This window comes from Alcanivorax sp., from assembly GCF_002726155.1.
Lineage (GTDB): Bacteria > Pseudomonadota > Gammaproteobacteria > Pseudomonadales > Alcanivoracaceae > Alcanivorax.
Map to the genome: position 1 here is coordinate 1 of NZ_PBSH01000019.1, position 18,516 is coordinate 18,516.

Sequence of the window (18,516 nt, forward strand, 5' to 3'; positions counted from 1 at the left end):
GACCCACTATCCGTAGGAGCGTCGCTGGCGGCGCGATAACGCACGCCGGAATCGCGCCGCCAGCGACGCCCCTACGGCAGGACAAAGGCATCACCATGGCAAAGATAAAAAAACTCCTGATCGCCAACCGCGGGGAAATTGCTCGCCGCATCATGCGTACCTGCCGCCAACAAGGCATCGCCACGGTGGCGGTCTATTCCGAACCTGACGCTACCCTGCCCCACGTAATGGAAGCGGATCAGGCTGTTTGCCTGGGGCCTGCTGCTGCCCGTGACAGCTATCTGGTCATCGACAAGGTGATCGCTGCGGCCCAGGCCACCGGGGCCGATGCCATCCACCCCGGCTACGGTTTTCTGTCCGAGAACACCGCCTTTGCCGCCGCCTGTGACCAGGCCGGCATCATCTTTGTGGGCCCCAATGCCCGAGCCATCGAAGTCATGGGCGACAAGGCCGCCGCCCGCCAGTTGATGGCGGAAAGCGGCGTACCGGTTCTGCCCGGCTTCGATGAAGAAGGCGCCAGCGACAGCAAACTGACCGCTGCCGCGGCAAAGGTCGGTTTTCCATTACTGATCAAGGCCGTGGCCGGCGGTGGTGGCAAGGGCATGCGCGTGGTGAATACGGCCGCAGACTTCGATGAAGCCCTGGCCGCCGCCCGCCGTGAAGCCAGTAACGCCTTTGGCGATGACCGGGTGTTACTGGAACGTTACCTGGCCACCGCCCGCCACGTGGAAGTTCAGGTGTTTGCTGACAATCATGGCAACGCAGTTCACCTGTTCGAACGCGATTGTTCGGTACAGCGCCGTCACCAGAAAATCATCGAAGAAGCGCCGGCACCGGGGCTCGATGACGCCACCCGCAATGCGTTCGGCAGTGCCGCTGTACAAGCCGCCAAAGCCATCGATTACCGGGGTGCAGGCACCGTCGAATTCCTTTACGGCGAGGATGGCCAGTTCTACTTCATGGAAATGAACACCCGCCTGCAAGTGGAACATCCGGTCACCGAAATGATCACCGGCGAAGATCTGGTCGCCTGGCAACTGGCCGTGGCCGCCGGCGAACCGCTACCGAAGCAACAGGATCAGATTCAACGCCACGGCGCCGCCATGGAAGTGCGCCTGTATGCGGAAAACCCGGAACAAGGCTTTCTGCCCTCCTCCGGTTTGCTGCGCCATTTGCGTTGGCCCCATTCCCTCAGCCGGGTGGATGCGGGCTACGAACAAGGCGACCGGGTAGACGAGCACTACGATCCCATGATCGCCAAGCTGATCTGCCATGGCGAGGACCGCAACGCCGCTCGGCAACAACTGATTCAGGCACTGGACGGGCTGGAACTGGAAGGCATCCACCACAACGCCGCCTTCCTTCGCCGGGTGCTCAACGACGACGCCTTCGCCACAGCCGAGCTGGATACCCGCTTGCTGGAGCACCGCCCACAGTTGATGCAAAGCACCGTTGTCGACCCCGCCTTGCTGGCACTGGCTGCGGCGCGCCTGCAGGCGCACAAGGCCACCGGTGACAGCCCCTGGCAAGCCCTCAATGGCTGGCGGCCGCTCAATCAGCGCCTGTGTCAAACCCGGGTTGAAGCAAACGGAGAACAACTCACCGTGCGCGATGACGGTCAGCAAACCACCATCGGCGAGCGCCGGGGCGCTGTCAGTTTTGCCGTGGACATCGCCGAGAGTAGCCTGCGGTTGCACTGGGGAACCGACAGCCTGGCGGCTCGCTTTGCCTGGCAAAACGCACGGACCGTGGTGTTGTTTGTGGGTGGCCAGGCGTACCCGGTGACCCTGAACCCCAGCCGAGATAGCGCCCAACATGCGGATGCTGGCGGCTTCAGTGCCCCCATGAGCGGCACCATTGTCGCCCTGCATGCTGCCCCCGGCGATAGCGTTGAAGCCGGCGATGCGGTGATTACACTGGAAGCCATGAAAATGGAGCACACCCTGCGCGCCACCGTGCCCGGCACGGTGAACGGCTTTGCCGTCGCCGCTGGCGACAGTGTCAGCGAAGGCACGGTGCTGGTGGAATTCTCCGCCGCTGACAGCCACGCGGATACCGACAGCAAGGGAGAGACAGAATGAGCGAGCCTCTCTGGCAACCCGATGACAGCAGCCAGCACACCCACCTGGCCGCTTTCTGGCAACAGGCACGCACCAACAGTGGCCTGCCCTTAACGGATTATCAGGCCCTGCATCGCTGGTCTGTGGAGCAACCCGACGCCTTCTGGCGACAGGTCTGGGAGCATTGCGATGTAGTCGGCCACCCCGGCGATACCGTGCTGACGCCAGGGGAGCACTTTCAGGACACCCGTTGGTTTGCCCACGGCGAACTCAATTACGCGGAAAATTTGCTGAAACGCAACGACACCCACCCCGCCGTGGTCAGCGTACTGGAAGATGGCAGCCGCAATGTCATCAGCTACGCACAACTGCGCGTTGCCGCCGGCAAAGTGGCCGCCCAGTTGCTCGCCGCTGGCGTCCAGCCCGGAGACCGGGTAGCGGGGTTCATGCCCAACCGCACCGAAACCCTGATCGCTGCCCTCGGCGCCGCCTGGATCGGTGCCGTCTGGTCCTCCTGCTCCCCGGATTTCGGCGTTTCCGGAGTGCTGGACCGTTTCGGCCAGATCGAACCCAAGGTGCTACTGGCCTGCGATGGCTACCACTACAACGGCAAGTGGATTGACCTGGGCGAGCGCATCGATGCGCTCCATGACGCCCTGAAACCAGAGTTGCTGATCGTGGTTCCCGGACGTGGCGATAGCAGCACCGTCACCAGAGCCCTGATCTGGGGCGCCTGGTTGGACGCCGCTGGACCCGCTCCCGCCTTTATTCGCCTGCCCTTCAATCATCCACTGTTTATTCTCTATTCCTCCGGCACCACCGGGCAGCCCAAGTGCATCGTCCATGGGGCCGGCGGCACCCTGCTCCAGCAGACCAAAGAGCTGCACCTGCACGGCGATGTGCACGACACAGACACCCTGTTCTACTTCACCACCTGCGGCTGGATGATGTGGAACTGGCTGATCTGCGGGCTGCACACCGGCGCTACTCTGGTGCTCTACGACGGCAACCCGGCCTACCCGGATACCGGCAGGCTGTTTGACCTGATCGACGCAGAAAAGATTACTCACTTCGGCACCAGCGCCAAGTTTGTTCAGGCGGTGGAAAAATCCGGCCTGCGCCCCAAAGACAGCCACGATCTCGGCACTCTTCGCGTCCTGTTCTCCACCGGCTCCCCCCTGCTGCACGAAAGCTATGACTACCTCTACCAGCAGGTAAAACCGTCGTTACTGGTAAGCTCCATTTCCGGCGGCACCGACATTATTTCCTGTTTCGCACTCGGCAATCCGATGTTGCCGGTGTACCGCGGTGAACTTCAGTGTCTTGGTCTGGGAATGGATGTGGCCGTGTTCGATGATAACGCTCAACCACTCGCCGACAGCAAAGGCGAGCTGGTCTGTCGAACCCCCTTCCCCTCCTGTCCAGTCAGTTTCTGGAATGACCCGGACGGCACGCGTTTTCACGACGCCTACTTTGCTCGCTTCGAGGGCATCTGGGCCCATGGCGACTACGCACAGCTGTCCCCCCATGACGGTCATCAGGGGCTGATTATTCATGGCCGTTCCGATGCGGTGCTCAACCCCGGGGGGGTGCGTATCGGCACAGCGGAAATTTACCGTCAGGTGGAAACCCTGGCGGAAATCCGCGAAGCCATTGTGGTCGGCCAGCAATTCGACGGTGATGTGCGCGTGGTATTGTTTGTGGTTCCCGCAGACGGCGTCGAACTGGATGACGCCCTGCAGGCCCGCATCCGCAAAGCCATTCGCCAGGGCGCCACACCACGGCACGTGCCCGCAGTCATTCTGTCGGTTCCCGAAATTCCCCGTACGGTCAGCGGAAAAATCGTGGAACTGGCGGTGCGTGAGGTGATCCACGGGCGCCCGGTTACCAACCGAAACGCCTTAGCCAATCCCGACGCCCTGGCCCACTTCGCCCAGCGCATTGAGCTTGAAGACTGACCGTCTGGTCGCCGGGTCATTGACGGCCCGGCGCAAAGGCGCATCATGGTCGCTGTACTGACAGCCATGACAGACCATAATGATAAAAAATACCGTCACCCGAGCGCTGGCTACCGTTTTGCTGCTTTGCGCATCCCCGGCCCTTTGGGCACAGATCATTACCCTCACCGGTGCCGACTTCAAACCGCTAATCGGCAAACAAACCGGCCTGTACTCCTTTTTTTCCATGCAGGATGGCCGCCTCACACCGGTGCCTCACCAGTGGGTCCAATGGTCAAAAGAGGGCTACCCCTACTTTGAAGAAGATGACAGCACCCACCTGATTGGCGACCCGCGTCGCATTGATAGCGAAGACCGTTTACTGCTGCGCTTCGAAGACGGTGGCCCGGCACTCAGCGGTAACGTCTCAGAACAGGTCGCCGCCGAACTGCTCGTTTCTCACAACGGGAAAGAACATCACTTCTACCTGGTGAAGAACGCCTATCTGCAAAGCACAGAACGTTATGTGCAGTTCGACCCCAAGAGCATGACGATCAAGAGCACTGATTTTGCCTTGAGCATGGCGGACCAGAATTTATTCAAGTGGAACGACTTTTACTTCCGTGGCTTCGAAGGGGAAAACGGCCAGCGTCAGAGCATTCTTGATACGCTCAAATTACGTCTCAGCGCGGGCGTATTCGGCGAAAACAATCGTGTCACCCTGAACAACAACAATCTGGACCCGAAAGTAAAACAGATCATCAGCGGGCCATTGGCAGCTATGGTCTACGCCACCACTTCCGTTAAGGTGGCTCGGGTACCGGTACTACGCATCCACAACTATTTCCTGGTGATGCCGCAGCAGGTCGATATCCATAGCCGCTTCACCCTGCCCGGTATTGCCGACACCGTGCTGGAACGCCCTGCGCTGGATATTTCTCTGGATGGCAACGATCTGTACGACAGCAAACTGGTCACCAGTTGGACCGGCAACCACGTTGCCATTACCGATGGCGTGCTATCCGAATCGGAAAAAGCCATGCTCACCATGCCATTGAAAGGGAACAACTGGATCTGGTTTGGCACCGGCCGCGGCTTCGACATGCTCGCCCAACTGGCATTCGTGAAGGGTTTCGATACCCCTGCCCGGCTGCTCTATCAGGACGATGCCAGCCAGGTGAACGAGCCTGAACGGTTTGCCGGGCAACTCCCCAATGTGGGCTTTTCGTTGACCGACATTCCGTTTGGTAAGGAATTTTATTTCATCACCCGAATGTATTATAGCCACGATAGCAGTGGCCTCGCGCCGGGTGTTTATGCAAAAAATCTGCTCACCGAGCCCAAAGCTAGACTGTTAATGAAGTAAACTAAAAAAGCCTCTGATCCCAGAGGCTTTTTTCATTCAGTGATGGCTTAGCCGGTGGTAGACCTCGTCCTTCAGCCGTATGCGGTCCTGTTTTAGCCGTTCCATCTCAGGATCCGAAATCGGGCTCTCGCGCATCTCCAACCCCCGTATCTGTTTGTCCAGTTTGTCGTGCTCCAGAATCAGTGCCTTGAACGTGGGATCTGCGTTGGCAAGCTCGTCTATCTTCTGGTGAAAATCGGGAAATTCGTGATGAATGCTGTGATTTTCGCCCAACATGAAGGTCGCTCCTTTAATGGAAATGGCAGGCCAATCAGTAGGACCGGCCCTGTTTATGCGACAAGCAGAAACGGGTCACCGTTCCCCTCATGACTCCAAATCACCACATTTTCTGATTAGATTCAATCGCCCGTGGCCGTAAGATAAAAGTGAGCATGGCAGCACTGCCATGCCGGAGTCTGCACTACGTTGTCCCCCTGCAGCCTTGTCCTGCAGTGTTTGGTGGTAGTCGGTAAACCGTATCCATTTGCAGAGCGGAGGCATGCACATGGCATTACCGAAATTAATCACCCGAGATCATCTGGAACACGGCCTGCTACGCACCAGCGACCGCTGCCACCACCCGGATGCTGGCCTGTTCGGTCCCGGCTCTGTTTGCTGGCAACTGATGCGCGAAAACCTCATGTGCCTGGCACAAGGCCGCGTATTGCTACTGGCGCTGGCAGACAGCCGCACCGCACAACTGGTCACATCCGGGAACGACATGATTCAGCGCTTGCAGCACACACAGGTATTCATGTTGAAACTGGTTTTCGGCAATCTGGACCAGGCATTGCTGACCCTGCAAAGCCCACGCACCCGCCGCAAAACCCTGTTTGATGTGGAAGACAGCGACACCCTGTTATACATCCTTAGTGCGTGGATGGATTCATGCCTGCGGGTCTACCAAAGCGTGATTGAACCGCTTGCCACCGCCCACCAGGAACGGCTGTTCGAAGAAACCATGGTGATGGCCGAGGCACTGGGCATACCACCTCAGCGATTGCCCGCACACTGGCATGCCCATCAGCGTTGGTGGAATAAGCGGCTGGCCCGCAATGGCGCTATTCCCCGCCACCGTCGCCAGCTGGGGCATACCCTGATTCGCGAACAGGGCTACCCCGGTCGGCTCCCTTACGGGAGTTATCTTGGCCTGGCATCTTTCCAGATTCCCGAACACCTGCGCGAACAGTTTCGGCTGCCACAAACCGGGCTCGATGCCCACCGCAACTACCAGAAACATCTTCGCCGATTGATGGACCTGACCTGTCGGCTACCCGAGCGCCTACGCTACCAACCGGCCTACCATGAAGCCCAGCAACGGCTCAGTGGACGCGCCCGCGCCGATCTGCCAACCCGTTTGCTGAACCGTTGGTGGTCCGGGGAATCCGATCTGGTGAGCAGCGGCTGGTCGATTCCGAAAATCGACCGGCTCCCCAGCGCCAGTTATTGAAGCAAGAGACGCAACAGGCCTCACGCTGCACGCAACATGCAAACCACCGACGTCCAGCGTGAGGCGTTTGCTTATTTAAAGCCGCGGTGTTCCTTGATCATTTCGTAGGCCTTGCTGATTTCTGCGGTTTTTTCCGTGGCCACGCGGATCATTTCTTCCGGCACGCCTTTGGCGGCCAGCTTGTCCGGGTGATGTTGGCTCATCAGCTTGCGGTAGGTTTTCTTGATCTCCTGGTTACTGGCGCTATCGGTGATACCCAGCACCTGATATGCCTGTGACAGGGACGGGCGCGACGGCCCGGCGGCCTGCTGCCCGCCCTGATAGGAGTGCCCGCCACGGGCACCGGAAAACTGCGCCTGGGCCAGCAACATACTGAGAATCTGTTGGAACTGAGCGCGCGGCACGCCCAGCCCTTCTGCCACCCGAATCAGAATCGCCTCTTCAGCCGGGTCCAGTTCGCCGTCAGCCAACGCGGTTTGCAGCAGAATTTCCAGCAACACCAAGATCAGTTGCTTGCGATGCTTCACCGTAGTCGCAAACGCGGCCACGGTCTGATCCAGCGGAAAATCGTCCTGCTTGCCCTGATTGAACAAGGCAATCGCCTGCTTGCGCTGCTCTTCGGACAGCTGCATGCGATCCATCACCGCTCTGGCCTGGGCAATTTCGTCCTCGCTGACGCGGCCATCGGCCTTGGCCAGGTGCCCCATGATCGAAAACGCCGTATCGAACAGCGCTGTCTGAATCTGTGACTGCTCACCCGGGCCATAGGGCCGAAACGGGTTAAAGGTCTGTACCCGCTCGGCGCCCTTGTCGAGCATATGCCCAATCAGCACGCCAATACCCAGACCTATGGGCCCGCCCACCAGCATGCCGAGCAGGCCAAGGATGATCTTTCCACCCCAATTGAATTGCATCACTGTTCCTGTTTGGTTGCGTTAAACCAGCCCAGGCTGGTTATCGTGTCGGCCCGGGGCCGGTACTCCGCACTCACCCAGCCCGCATAATCCAGCGAGTCGATGTGAGCAAACACGGTATCAAAATGAATTTCGCCGCTGCCCGGCTCATGGCGCCCGGGATTATCGGCAAACTGAATATGTCCTATATGGGGACAAAGTTGCGAAAGAGAACGGCACAAATCCCCTTCCATGATCTGCATATGATAAAGATCGTATTGCAGGCGGATATTGTCGCGGCCCGCCGCCTCGATAACGGCCATGGCCATGGCCGAGGTATCCACCAGAAAACCCGGCATATCCACCCGGGAGTTGATCGCTTCCAGTGTCAGGGTCAGCCTCTTCGCGGCGAACAGGTCCGCAGCAAAACGCAGGTTCTCCACCAGGGTTTCAAAGGCTACCTCTGCTGGTAGCGTTGCTGGTTTCAGGCCGGCCAGACAGTTTATCTGCCTGCAGCCCAGCGCCTCGGCGTACTCCATGGCGGTAAATACACCTTCGCGGAACGCCTCCACCCGGTCCGGTAAACAGGCTATACCCCGCTCCCCGGCTTCCCAGTCCCCGGGCGGCAAGTTGAATAACACCTGGGTCAAACCATTGCCCGCCAGCTGTGACGCCAATGTCTGTGCGGGCCAGTCATACGGGAACAAGTATTCCACTCCCTTAAAACCGGCCTGCGCCGCAGCGGCAAAACGGTCCAGAAAGGGCAATTCAGTGAATAACATGGACAGGTTGGCGGCAAAGCGTGGCATTAGCCGTTCTCCTGTTCGCCATCCGTAGCGTCCGCAGCAACCGGGCCACAGGACAGTCGAACGCCATTGAGCCTTTCCAGCTCCAGTAATAAGCCACTGTGGTCCACATCACCGTGACCGCTGGCCAGCAAGGCGCGATACTCCTCGAACACCCGCTGGCTGAGGGGCAAAGTCAGCCCTTCGGCGCGGGCCTCGTCCAGAATCATGCGCAGATCCTTGTGCTGGATTCGCGCCGGGGCGCCCGGTTCAAAATCCCGCGCCAGCATACGTTCGCCATGCTGCTCAAGAATCTTGCTGCCCGCAAAACCACCCAGCAGAGCTTCACGGACTTTGTCCGGGCGCGCACCGCCCTTCGCCGCCAACAACAGGGCTTCTGAAACGGCGCCGATGGTAATACCGACAATCGCCTGGTTAGCCAGCTTCGCCAGCTGGCCGCTGCCCACCGGGCCGATATGCGTTGCCTTGCCAAAGGCCGGAAAAATCGGGGCCGCCCGGTCGAAATCCGCATCACTGCCACCCGCCATGATCGACAGCGTCCCGGCCTCAGCTCCCCGGGTGCCACCGGATACCGGCGCATCCAGATACCCTCCGCCCAGCTGCGCCACTCGCGCGCCGTGACGGCGCGCGGTAGCAGGCTCAATGGAACTCATGTCGATCACCAACGCCCCCGGGCGCAGCCCGGTAATGGCACCACTCTGGTACAACACCTGATCCACCACTGCCCCATTTTCCAGCATGGTGATCAGCACATCTGCTTCAGCCGCGGCTTGCGCCGGGGTTGCCGCAATGCGCACCCGACCGGCAAACGGCTGGGTTTTGTCGGGGGTGCGATTCCAGAGAGTGAGGGAAAAACCGGCATCCAGCAGCCGCGCCACCATGGGCGCACCCATCAGGCCGATGCCGAGAAAGCTGATGTGGGGCATGACACTTCCTGAACTAACGGAACGAAAAGTCTACGCGATTCACCCCGGTGACTGTAGAGAAGGTCAGGCCCTGGAATCAAAAAAGCCGCCCGAAGGCGGCTCTTTAAATCCAGTACACGATACCCGGAGCAACTCAGTGCTCAGGCCGGCTGGGCGCGACGCCCACGCAGCCAGAAAACCACGGCCAGGATGATCGCCACTGATTGTGCGACCACACCTTGCACGGTCGGGTAGAGGCCCAGCCACTCAATGGTGGGCACGCCCAGGTAAAACGCACTGATCAGCCCGGCTTCCTGCAGGGCGGCAATGCCGTTGCCAAGCAGAATCACCGACAGGATCAACAGCACAATGCTGGTCACGCGGAAGAACAGACTCAGGGGCAAGCGCATGCCAATGCGGAAGAACAGGAAACACACCACCGCCAGCGCCAGGATGGCCGCTCCCATACCGTAAAACAGATAAGGCTGTGTCGTCGCCGTCACCTGGCTCAACAATGCCTCATAGAACAGGATGGTCTCGAAAATTTCGCGGTACACGGAAATGAAAGACACGAAGGCCAAAACCCAGATGGTGCCGCCACCCAGGGCATTGTCCACCTTGCTCTTGATGTACCCCATCCACTTCTGGCTATTGCTTTTGCTGTGCATCCAGAAGCCCACATAAAACAGAATCAACGCGGCCACGACACCGGCAAAGCCTTCGGTCATTTCCCGCGATGCCCCACTGAAAGTAATCATCGTATTGGCCACATACCAGGTCAGGCCGCCGGCCACTAACGCCGTGATCCAGCCGAAGTGAATATGACGGGTCGCCTTCACCGCGTTGGCCTTGCGGGTAAACGTCAACAGGGCAGCTACCACCAGCAGGGCTTCCAGACCTTCACGGAACAGGATGAAGAAGCTGGCAGACAGAGTTGCTGCCGGGCTCAGGCCATCACCAGACAAGGCATCACTGGCCAAGGCCAAACCCTGTTGGGCCGCAGCCACCTTGTCGCTCACCTCACTGGCCTCACGATCCCGGTCGATGGCTTCGCGTACCGCCATAAAGCGGGATTCAGCACTGCGCATCAGTTCGTTATCCACCGCAGCCAGCTGTTGCTCGATCATTTCGAATCCGTCCAGGTAAGCAGACAGCGCCGCCGCCTTGGCGGCACCTTTGTCCCCCGCCTGATAGGCACTGTCGGCCTCGCTGAGCTTGTCATGACTCAACGCGATGAAACGGTTCTTGTTGAAGAGCGCACCCGGGGTGCGGCGCAAATAGCCCAAGGCGGCATAGGCTTTCGGCCCCTGCTCCTTGAGCACGTCTTCCGGTGCCTGGGCCACCAGGGTGTCCAGCGTCAGTGTGCTTTTCATCCCCGGCACGGTGGTGAAAACCTGTTCGCCTTCTTCTGCCACATCGTCGGTAACCGCTTTGGCCCCCACATAGAAGGCCAGCGCCCAGCGATCCTCTTCGCTCAGGGTGTCACCGTAGGCCGCCATGCCGGTGCCTTCCACCCCTTGCGTGATGGTGGTGTGCAGCCCCAGCAGTGAGCGGCCGTTATAACGCTCTACTTCGGTAAAGTCGGTGGGGGCCGGCTCCAACGCCACTCCGGCAGGGCCATCGCCCTTGCCCTGTTCACCGTGACAAGCCGCACAGTGGCTCTGATACAGCGCAGCCGCATGGGCCTGCTCCGGGGCTTTCTTGGGTGACACCGGGATGCCATAGACACTGACCAGGGTCGCTCGGATCGACTGGGCCAGATCCTTGATCTCGCTTTCAGCAGCCTTGTCGGCCACCGCTTGCTTGAGCCTGTCGGCCTGGTCTTGCAGGGTCTGCTTGCCCTCAGCCTCCGGCAGTTCGGCTACCCCTTCGGCCAGAAGCGCTGAGAATTCAGACATTTCGGCATATTCCGCCGGGCTAACGATCTCGCCATCGACCACGGCATTGATATAGTCCGCCCCTACATACTCAACCAGCTGAACAAGGGCTGTCTGATTGGCGGCATAGGCAGGCAAGGAAAAACAGAAAAACGCGAGCAGGACCCCGAAAAATGGACGGGTCAGGAAAGTGCGCGGCATAAGAGTGAACTCAATTCAGTGCATTAAAGGCGAGTCATTATCATTTATGTTCTTGCCTGCATCAAGAAAATAGCCACTCTTAATAGAGCACGGGGGTTCCAGTGCATATCAGCCCACGGTAAACGCCAATACCTTGCTGATATGAGACTGTGGCCAACGGCTTTCCGCCTGCCAGGCGTTAAAGGCCGCCTGGGCGGCTTTCTGGTCCCGCTGGCTCGCCGGGGGTTTGTCGATAATGTTCTGCGCTTTCAACGCGGCCACCACATCGCCAGTGGGATACCAGGTATCGCGCCCCACCATGCGCAAAAACGCGGCACCGGAATTGCCGCCCAGCTGCTTGCCCCGCTTCTTCAACAACAGCCACATGCCCACAGTATCCTCTGCTGGCCAGTCCGCCAGCCAGTTCCCCACACTGCCGTACTCTTCGGCCAGGTCGAGCACCAGCTGAGCGTTGTGGCGGATCGCTTTCATCTTGCCCCAGTGGCGGATCAAGCGAGTGTCCTGCATGCGATCGTCAAGCATGGAATCCGGCATCAGCACCAGCTTCTCCGGGTCGAAACCGAAAAAGGCTTCCTCGAATGCCGGCCACTTGTTGTCCACCAGAGAATGTTTCAAGCCGGCACGAAAAATACGGCGGGTCAGCGCCGACATATAAAACGCATCATCACGGCCACGCAGAGTTTGTGCATCGGCGACGTCAGGCAGCTGTGACTGCACCGCTTTCAATGAGCCTTTACGGTTCACCGCCAGGGCCAGTAAATCCTTGAATGGGGTCACGCTCTACTCCGGTTTGTGTCTTTTGTATGCGGGCGTCAGATATACAGTGAAAAGGACGCATTGTAGAATCACTTCCCTGCCCTCTACGAGTCGACCTGCGGGAACTTCATGACAAGCGATCAATACCACGTCAGCAAATCCGACAAACTCAAAGGCGTATGTTACGACATTCGCGGCCCTGTGCTGCGTGAAGCGCACCGGCTGGAAGACGAAGGCCACCGGGTCATCAAGCTCAACATCGGCAACCCGGCCCCATTCGGTTTCGAAGCGCCCGAAGAACTGCTCCAGGACGTGATCGCCAATCTGCCGGAATCCACTGGGTATTGCCATTCCAAGGGCCTGTTCCCGGCCCGCAAGGCGGTGATGCAATACACCCAGACCAAGGGCATCGAAGGCGTTACCGTGGACGATGTAATCATCGGCAACGGGGTGTCCGAACTGATTGTCATGGCCATGCAAGCGCTGCTCAACAGCGGCGATGAAGTGCTGCTGCCCGCCCCGGATTATCCCCTGTGGACCGCGTCCGTGCGGTTATCCGGCGGCACACCAACCCATTACCTGTGCGACGAACAACAGGACTGGCAGCCCTCCCTGGAAGATATCCGCGCCAAGGTAAACAAGAACACCAAAGCGTTGGTGATCATCAACCCGAACAACCCCACCGGCGCCAATTACGAGCCGGCCATGTTGCGCGAGCTGTTGCAGATCGCCCGCGAGAACAACCTGATCGTGTTCGCCGATGAAATTTACGACAAGATTCTCTACGACGGTGAAGAACACACCTCCATCGCGTCCATGGCCGATGACCTGCTGTTCATCACGTTTAACGGTCTGTCCAAGAACTATCGCGCCGCCGGTTTCCGTGCCGGCTGGATGGTAATTTCCGGCGCCAAGCACCGGGCGGAAAGCTATATCGAAGGGCTGGATATGCTGGCCAGCATGCGCCTGTGTGCCAATGTGCCCAGCCAACATGCTATCCAGACCGCGCTGGGCGGCTACCAGAGCATTGGTGATCTGGTACTGCCCACCGGCCGGCTGGGACGCCAGCGTGATCTGGCTTGGGAAATGCTCGACTCGATTCCCGGCGTGAGCTGCGTGAAACCCAAATCCGCGTTGTACCTGTTCCCGAAACTGGACCCGAAGGTCTTCCCGTTCGAAGACGACGAAGCCTTTGCATTGGACCTGCTCCGCGAAGAAAAAGTGCTGATCGTTCAGGGCACCGCCTTCAACTGGCCCGACCCGGACCACTTCCGTGTCGTATTCCTGCCCCGCCCGGATGATCTGGAAGATTCCATCGGCCGGATTGCCCGTTATCTGGATCGGGCACGCAAGAAGTAACGTGTGACTGCGTCAGACGCTGAGCGTCTGGCGCCCAAAAAGAACAATACAATGACATCTGTTAGGTAAGCCCATGTCCCACCTGCATATCGATGACTTCACCCACGATGTGGCGCGCATTCTGATGCAGTGCTACATGAGTTTCCCACGTCCGGGGGCCCTGTATGTGGAAGATATCATCGGCCCCACCGAGGTGGATGATGTGGGCTTGCACAGCACCCGACACATGAGCTGCCTGGGCGCCATGCTGTGGCTGGCCGAAGAAGGCTACCTGCGCTACCAGGCCAGTATTTTTCAGGAAGGTCTTGAGCAAGCGGTCTTGAGTAACCGCGCTTTTGTCTTGCTTACTGCTCTTAGCGATCTGCGTTTTGAAGAAACCGATCCGCAACTGCCCGCCACCGTGCAACTGGAAAAAGCCACGGTGGCCGAACAACTGATTCAGGCCATACGTGCCCAGGACTCCGCACGCACTACGGCACTGGTGCGCTACCTGCTGTCACGCGATCCGCAGCCGGTGGACAAGGATGAGTTCGCCCCCATCGGTGCCAAATAAACCGCGTCACCTTTTAATTACCACGCACCAACGCAAAAGGCCCACACCATGTGGGCCTTTTGCTGTCGGGACATTTAACCGGGTTCAGTGACGCGGCGCATTAGCGCTCCTGCCTCAACTCCAGGGTTTCCACCGTATTATCGGCCACCTCGGACTCGGTGAAACGCACAGGGCGCCACTGCAACTGGCTGTACTGCTGCGTCTGATCACTGAAAAAAGCACTCTCAGGATCATGTGACTGGCTGTAGCTCAGGAGCATTTCCGCCTGGGGGCCTTCATCAGTGAAAGACAGCGCCATGATAAAACTGGAACCGTAATTGGGCCGATATGCCAGCTCATCCGTGCCATCACCATCTTCATCCAGGGCAAACAGCAAGCTGTCCGGCTGCGGGCTGCCAATAACATTGTTGGCAAAGTCAGAGGTGCTGCGCGACGCGGTTTTGCTCTCCGCCATATTGAACACGCCCTCATAGGAATAGCCGCCGCTAACGGGAATTCCGGCTTCCCCCTCCGCTTTGATCAAATACTGAATGTCACCCAAGGGAGCATCCAGGCTGATGCCACTATCGGTCAGCGTTTTCGCGGCGCGAGCCAACGCAACCAGCACCGGGTCCTGCTCGGGGTTGGCCGTGTCGATGGGCGCCAGGCCTGACGGCGTTGTCGCCCCATTATCCGCATCGAAAGGGTGCGCAAACAGGTTGTCAGCCAGGCTACGGTGCCCACTCACCCGGAACTGACGCAGGGTTTCACGCATCAGGTGAGCCCCGCGACTGGTGATGTTATAGGTGCCATCCCAGTTCACCAGCGCCTGGCAGGCTGCGGTCAAATCGTAAGCGGCCCCATCCAGCTCAGCGGTGCTGTAGTTGGTGCAACGCTGGGTCAGCTGGTTGGTCCAGTCACCCGCAAACAGCGAGCCATTGTGTGTCAGGACGGTTTTCAACTCACTGACACTGAAGTTGCCATCAGCACCGGACAAGCCACTGCCGGACACGTCACTAATCATCGCCGCGTTGTATCGGGTACGAGGGCTACGTACGGAGTCTTCAGGGCCGTACAGAACACTGTATCCTTCCAGTGGCGCCTCAAGATTGCTCAGCCAGTGGCTGCTGTTGGCGTTGTACAAGTAATCGTCGCGGGTCATTTGTGGCGCCTTGCTGAACGGCACCAGCCCGGGCGTCAGAGTATCGCCACTGTCCACCCACTCATACACAGAACTGTTGCCGGGCAGCAACACACTCCCTGCACCATCCTGCCAGATGGGTGCTAGTTGCGGGCTCTGTGATGCGGCGCGCCAGTAGCCTTCCGCCTGTGCACTCAACTGCGGCACCTGGGTGCCATCGATGTAGCTGGCCGAACCGGATTTGTCGATCATCAACGTATTCACCCAGGGGATCCCCTGATGCTCTTCGAATGCGGCAAAGAACGCCTCACGGCTGGTCGCTTTGTCCATGGCCAGCCATTGATCCAGCATGCGGATATTGCCGGCATTGGCATCGCGGAACGTGACCGCAGAACCATTACTCCAGCCCAGTGAGGGTGACAGGGAAGCGAGGTTAACCATCGGCCCGAAGTGACTGTAGTAAACCGCCTGGGAATACGGCGCCAGGCTGCCATCCGCTTGTTTGACCTGAACGGTTATCTCTTTGCGGGTCATGGCGCGGCTCTCGCCATCAAACAGATAGCGGGTCGGATCGCTGCTATCCAGCTCAAGCTGGTAAAGGGTAAAACGTTTTGACTGGGAAACCGTGTGCGTCCAGCCCAGATGCTCGTTGAAACCGATCACCACCGCCGGCAACCCGATCAGGGTCGCGCCCGTGATATCCAGCTCGCCGGGAATGGTCAGATGATTCTGGAAAAAACGCAGTTCCCCGTCCCATGGAAAGTGCGGATTGGCCAGAAGCAAGCTGTTAGCGGACTCACTGCGCTCCGCCCCCAAGGCCCAGCCATTACTGCCGATACCTTCCGAGGTCAGCACCTGTTTGGCGTCTAATTCCACGTTGAACGCCGCCCGGGCGCCGACAGCGGCCGCCGGCGGTTGTGCCGCAGCGATTGCGCTAATGAAATTCCGGCTACTCGCCAGACCTGCCAGATCAAGCTGATAAGCCAACAGGTCTTTGGCTGAAATCGGCGTTACCCATTCCGCCCCACGGCAAGGGGAAGGATAATCTCCCTGGCTTTCTTCCAGCACCCGATTGAAGCCGGCGCTGTATCCACCCAGCATTTGTTGCGACGTGGCAGACAGCTGTGCAAAGAGCAGCTCCGCCTGCGCCGGATAATCCAGCGCTTTGTAGCCGACATCACTCAACAGGTTTTGACTGCCCTGCCCCGCTCCCAGGTAACGGGATTTTTCTGATTTCAGCTTCATCAGCTGTTCAGACAAGGTACACAGGTTTTCCCGGGCCTGGGCGTAACCCACCCCGTAGCCAAGGCTGGCGTAGTCTTCTGCGGTGATATGGGGGACCCCGTACTCGGTGTAGCGCACCGTTGCCTGGTAAGGAGAGTCCGGTTCTGTTGTTGGTGGACTTGCTTTTTCCGAGTCCTCACTACAGCCTAATAAGAGCGCGCAGCCAAGCATGGCAATGCCAGTGCTGAATCGCATGATAGCCTCCTCGATTTGTTATCATTCTGACGATGGAAGCGTGTTATTAGACAGGACTGTTGGCGGCAGAACGCCCGCTTCGATGGACTCGAAACAAAACAATTTACTCTTTTTAATTCAAAAAGTTACAGGTTCAAATCGATCCATTCGAACGTGAGATCCCGATGAATTACTGGACTGCAGGCGCCGCTATCGTGTGCCTGAGCATCAGCTCTACCTTGCTGCTGGCCGGCTTGAGCTGGATGGTCAATCGCCAACAACATCGACTGCCACTGGCCTACTTGCTTGCACTGATTGCGCTGGCAGTTCTGCAATCGCTGGAATTTGTGTATCACACCACAGATCTGTTCCAGCACTGGCCCTTCTTCCTGAAGCTGGCAGACCCTGTCGTGGTGATGATCCCGTTTTGCATCTATGGCTATATCCGTGCTCTGCAAGGACAGAACGTCCTGGCCAGGTCGCGGCGTCGCCGCTGGACGCACGCGTTACCGGTGCTGCTGGTGGCCGCCCTCGCCGTGCCCTTCTGGAGCCTGCCCCCGGAACAGAAAATCTACTGGATGCTGGCCGGGCGCAAGAACCATGACCTGTGGGAGCCAATCACCCTGTACGGCAATCCTTATCTGGCCCTGATTGGCGTACTGAGCTTTTTTTACTGGTGGCAACAGCACCAACAGGGAATCCAGAGCCGCCGCAGCGCGGTGATTGAATGGGTGGGCAACCTGCAAACATTCCAACTACTGATTGCCTTGTCCATTGCCGCCAGGCTGGCGCTGTTCTATTTGTTCGATATCCGCATTTCGCTGACCTTTGTGCTGGCACCAGCCACGGCCTACCTCACCTATTTGCTGCTGACCCGAATTAATCTTCCCGTGCAGCAAGCACCACCGCTTGCAGCTGCAGCGAAAGCGCATGCAACGAAAGCAACAGCGAAAGAGGTGTCGGCTTCTGCAAAAAACGAAAAAAATGATGACGCGCACGCCGTTTTCCAGTTACTGGAAAACGCCATGAGAGAGGGTTTATTCAGAGAAAATGACCTGACGCTGGGGCGGCTCGCAACACACTGTGGCGTTACCACGCATCAGGCCTCTGCGGCGATCAACCGATGCTCCGGCCACCATTTCTATGACTGGATTAACGGCTTTCGTCTTGAGGCGGCAGCACAGGCACTGACAGACACCCGACTACCCGTGACCCGGATTTGCCATGATGTCGGATTCAATGCCAAATCCACCTTCAACACAGCATTCAAGCGCCGCTTCCACACCACGCCAACTGTGTATAGAAAGCAGCACGATACGGCAAAAAAAGCATGACACAGGGTGACTGTCTGGCCACGACAGTCGCCCAACTTAGCCTTTCAGCTCCGGCAATCAACGCTCGCTAATCATCCCGACGATCAGACAGAATCTTGCCGCTCCTGGGATCTACCTTGAGCTCACGTTTGTTGGTGCCTTTGTACGCCTCGACCTCCAACTGACCCCGATCAAAGGAAATTTCGGTAATCGGGGAATACCCCTGCTCTTCAATCATTTTGGCCAATTCGGAAATGGGTTTGGCACCCTCTGGCGGCCTTTCATCGGCAAGGCTCAATGGAGACAGGCCCAGAGACGCACCTACCATCACCGCAAGAAAAATCTGCTTCATGTCGCTCTCCTTCATCCATAAAGTCACCACCCGGCTCACGCAACTACACAGATAGCATATCCCTACAGACC

15 protein-coding genes are annotated in these 18,516 nt (G+C 58.5%); 7 read left to right on the forward strand and 8 right to left on the reverse strand.

What is annotated here, in order from left to right; genetic code table 11:
• Window positions 1–95 precede the first annotated feature (95 nt).
• The 3 genes from CL546_RS05640 to CL546_RS05650 all read left to right on the forward strand — a co-directional run bounded on the left by CL546_RS05640 (window position 96) and on the right by CL546_RS05650 (window position 5,363).
• Entirely contained in the window at window positions 96–2,081 is a 1,986-nt protein-coding gene (locus CL546_RS05640) for an acetyl/propionyl/methylcrotonyl-CoA carboxylase subunit alpha (protein ID WP_290493561.1), read from the forward strand.
• Complete coding sequence (locus tag CL546_RS05645) at window positions 2,078–4,018, forward strand: acetoacetate--CoA ligase (protein ID WP_290493562.1); 1,941 nt, start codon at window positions 2,078–2,080, stop codon at window positions 4,016–4,018. Before CL546_RS05640 ends, CL546_RS05645 begins: the two co-directional genes overlap by 4 nt.
• 79 nt (window positions 4,019–4,097) lie before the next feature.
• A complete protein-coding gene (locus CL546_RS05650) occupies window positions 4,098–5,363 on the forward strand; it encodes a hypothetical protein (protein WP_290493564.1) in 1,266 nt (421 codons plus the stop codon).
• Window positions 5,364–5,399: 36 nt separating this feature from the next.
• Here the strand turns inward: CL546_RS05650 and CL546_RS05655 are convergent, their stop codons facing one another.
• On the reverse strand, window positions 5,400–5,639 hold the full coding sequence (locus CL546_RS05655) for a YdcH family protein (RefSeq protein ID WP_007149535.1): 240 nt from the start codon (window positions 5,637–5,639) through the stop codon (window positions 5,400–5,402).
• 268 nt (window positions 5,640–5,907) lie between these two features.
• Here CL546_RS05655 and CL546_RS05660 point away from each other — a divergent pair, with 268 nt between their 5' ends.
• The gene (locus tag CL546_RS05660; protein ID WP_290493566.1) at window positions 5,908–6,852 is read left to right on the forward strand and encodes an oxygenase MpaB family protein; all 945 of its coding nucleotides are present in this window, start codon (window positions 5,908–5,910) and stop codon (window positions 6,850–6,852) included.
• 71 nt (window positions 6,853–6,923) lie between these two features.
• Here the strand turns inward: CL546_RS05660 and djlA are convergent, their stop codons facing one another.
• From djlA to CL546_RS05685, 5 genes are all read right to left on the reverse strand, one after another.
• Window positions 6,924–7,766, reverse strand: coding sequence for a co-chaperone DjlA (djlA, locus tag CL546_RS05665; RefSeq protein WP_290493568.1), 843 nt, complete (start codon window positions 7,764–7,766; stop codon window positions 6,924–6,926).
• Complete coding sequence (gene hyi, locus CL546_RS05670) at window positions 7,766–8,554, reverse strand: hydroxypyruvate isomerase (protein WP_290493569.1); 789 nt, start codon at window positions 8,552–8,554, stop codon at window positions 7,766–7,768. The genes djlA and hyi overlap by 1 nt, the downstream gene beginning before the upstream one ends.
• Window positions 8,554–9,477 carry an NAD(P)-dependent oxidoreductase gene (locus CL546_RS05675; protein WP_290493570.1) on the reverse strand — a complete coding sequence of 308 codons (924 nt, stop codon included), beginning with the start codon at window positions 9,475–9,477 and terminating at the stop codon, window positions 8,554–8,556. Before CL546_RS05675 ends, hyi begins: the two co-directional genes overlap by 1 nt.
• Window positions 9,478–9,617: 140 nt before the next feature.
• A complete protein-coding gene (locus CL546_RS05680) occupies window positions 9,618–11,534 on the reverse strand; it encodes an FTR1 family protein (RefSeq protein ID WP_290493572.1) in 1,917 nt (638 codons plus the stop codon).
• Window positions 11,535–11,642: 108 nt separating this feature from the next.
• Window positions 11,643–12,311 carry a DNA-3-methyladenine glycosylase I gene (locus tag CL546_RS05685; RefSeq protein ID WP_290493574.1) on the reverse strand — a complete coding sequence of 223 codons (669 nt, stop codon included), beginning with the start codon at window positions 12,309–12,311 and terminating at the stop codon, window positions 11,643–11,645.
• A 108-nt stretch (window positions 12,312–12,419) separates the two neighbouring features.
• On the opposite strand from CL546_RS05685, the gene CL546_RS05690 reads away from it, so the two are divergent.
• Together CL546_RS05690 and CL546_RS05695 are read left to right on the forward strand one after the other, a co-directional pair.
• On the forward strand, window positions 12,420–13,649 hold the full coding sequence (locus tag CL546_RS05690; protein WP_290493575.1) for a pyridoxal phosphate-dependent aminotransferase: 1,230 nt from the start codon (window positions 12,420–12,422) through the stop codon (window positions 13,647–13,649).
• Between the two features lie 73 nt (window positions 13,650–13,722).
• Window positions 13,723–14,202, forward strand: coding sequence for a hypothetical protein (locus tag CL546_RS05695; protein ID WP_290493577.1), 480 nt, complete (start codon window positions 13,723–13,725; stop codon window positions 14,200–14,202).
• 100 nt (window positions 14,203–14,302) lie between these two features.
• On the opposite strand, the gene CL546_RS05700 is transcribed toward CL546_RS05695, so the two are convergent.
• The gene (locus CL546_RS05700) at window positions 14,303–16,801 is read right to left on the reverse strand and encodes a penicillin acylase family protein (protein WP_290493578.1); all 2,499 of its coding nucleotides are present in this window, start codon (window positions 16,799–16,801) and stop codon (window positions 14,303–14,305) included.
• Between the two features lie 164 nt (window positions 16,802–16,965).
• Here CL546_RS05700 and CL546_RS05705 point away from each other — a divergent pair, with 164 nt between their 5' ends.
• Complete coding sequence (locus tag CL546_RS05705) at window positions 16,966–18,114, forward strand: helix-turn-helix domain-containing protein (RefSeq protein WP_290493579.1); 1,149 nt, start codon at window positions 16,966–16,968, stop codon at window positions 18,112–18,114.
• Between the two features lie 67 nt (window positions 18,115–18,181).
• On the opposite strand, the gene CL546_RS05710 is transcribed toward CL546_RS05705, so the two are convergent.
• Complete coding sequence (locus CL546_RS05710) at window positions 18,182–18,445, reverse strand: PepSY domain-containing protein (RefSeq protein WP_290493580.1); 264 nt, start codon at window positions 18,443–18,445, stop codon at window positions 18,182–18,184.
• Window positions 18,446–18,516: the final 71 nt, after the last annotated feature.

Bases quoted from the DNA above. Each gene is read 5' to 3' on its own strand.
- CL546_RS05705 (WP_290493579.1), top strand. From the start codon at position 16,966: ATGAATTACTGGACTGCAGGCGCCGCTATCGTGTGCCTGAGCATCAGC.
- CL546_RS05700 (WP_290493578.1), bottom strand. From the start codon at position 16,801: ATGCGATTCAGCACTGGCATTGCCATGCTTGGCTGCGCGCTCTTATTA.
- CL546_RS05650 (WP_290493564.1), top strand. From the start codon at position 4,098: ATGATAAAAAATACCGTCACCCGAGCGCTGGCTACCGTTTTGCTGCTT.
- CL546_RS05675 (WP_290493570.1), bottom strand. From the start codon at position 9,477: ATGCCCCACATCAGCTTTCTCGGCATCGGCCTGATGGGTGCGCCCATG.
- djlA (WP_290493568.1), bottom strand. From the start codon at position 7,766: ATGCAATTCAATTGGGGTGGAAAGATCATCCTTGGCCTGCTCGGCATG.
- CL546_RS05655 (WP_007149535.1), bottom strand. From the start codon at position 5,639: ATGTTGGGCGAAAATCACAGCATTCATCACGAATTTCCCGATTTTCAC.
- CL546_RS05645 (WP_290493562.1), top strand. From the start codon at position 2,078: ATGAGCGAGCCTCTCTGGCAACCCGATGACAGCAGCCAGCACACCCAC.
- CL546_RS05710 (WP_290493580.1), bottom strand. From the start codon at position 18,445: ATGAAGCAGATTTTTCTTGCGGTGATGGTAGGTGCGTCTCTGGGCCTG.
- CL546_RS05690 (WP_290493575.1), top strand. From the start codon at position 12,420: ATGACAAGCGATCAATACCACGTCAGCAAATCCGACAAACTCAAAGGC.
- CL546_RS05680 (WP_290493572.1), bottom strand. From the start codon at position 11,534: ATGCCGCGCACTTTCCTGACCCGTCCATTTTTCGGGGTCCTGCTCGCG.
- CL546_RS05640 (WP_290493561.1), top strand. From the start codon at position 96: ATGGCAAAGATAAAAAAACTCCTGATCGCCAACCGCGGGGAAATTGCT.
- CL546_RS05660 (WP_290493566.1), top strand. From the start codon at position 5,908: ATGGCATTACCGAAATTAATCACCCGAGATCATCTGGAACACGGCCTG.
- hyi (WP_290493569.1), bottom strand. From the start codon at position 8,554: ATGCCACGCTTTGCCGCCAACCTGTCCATGTTATTCACTGAATTGCCC.
- CL546_RS05695 (WP_290493577.1), top strand. From the start codon at position 13,723: ATGTCCCACCTGCATATCGATGACTTCACCCACGATGTGGCGCGCATT.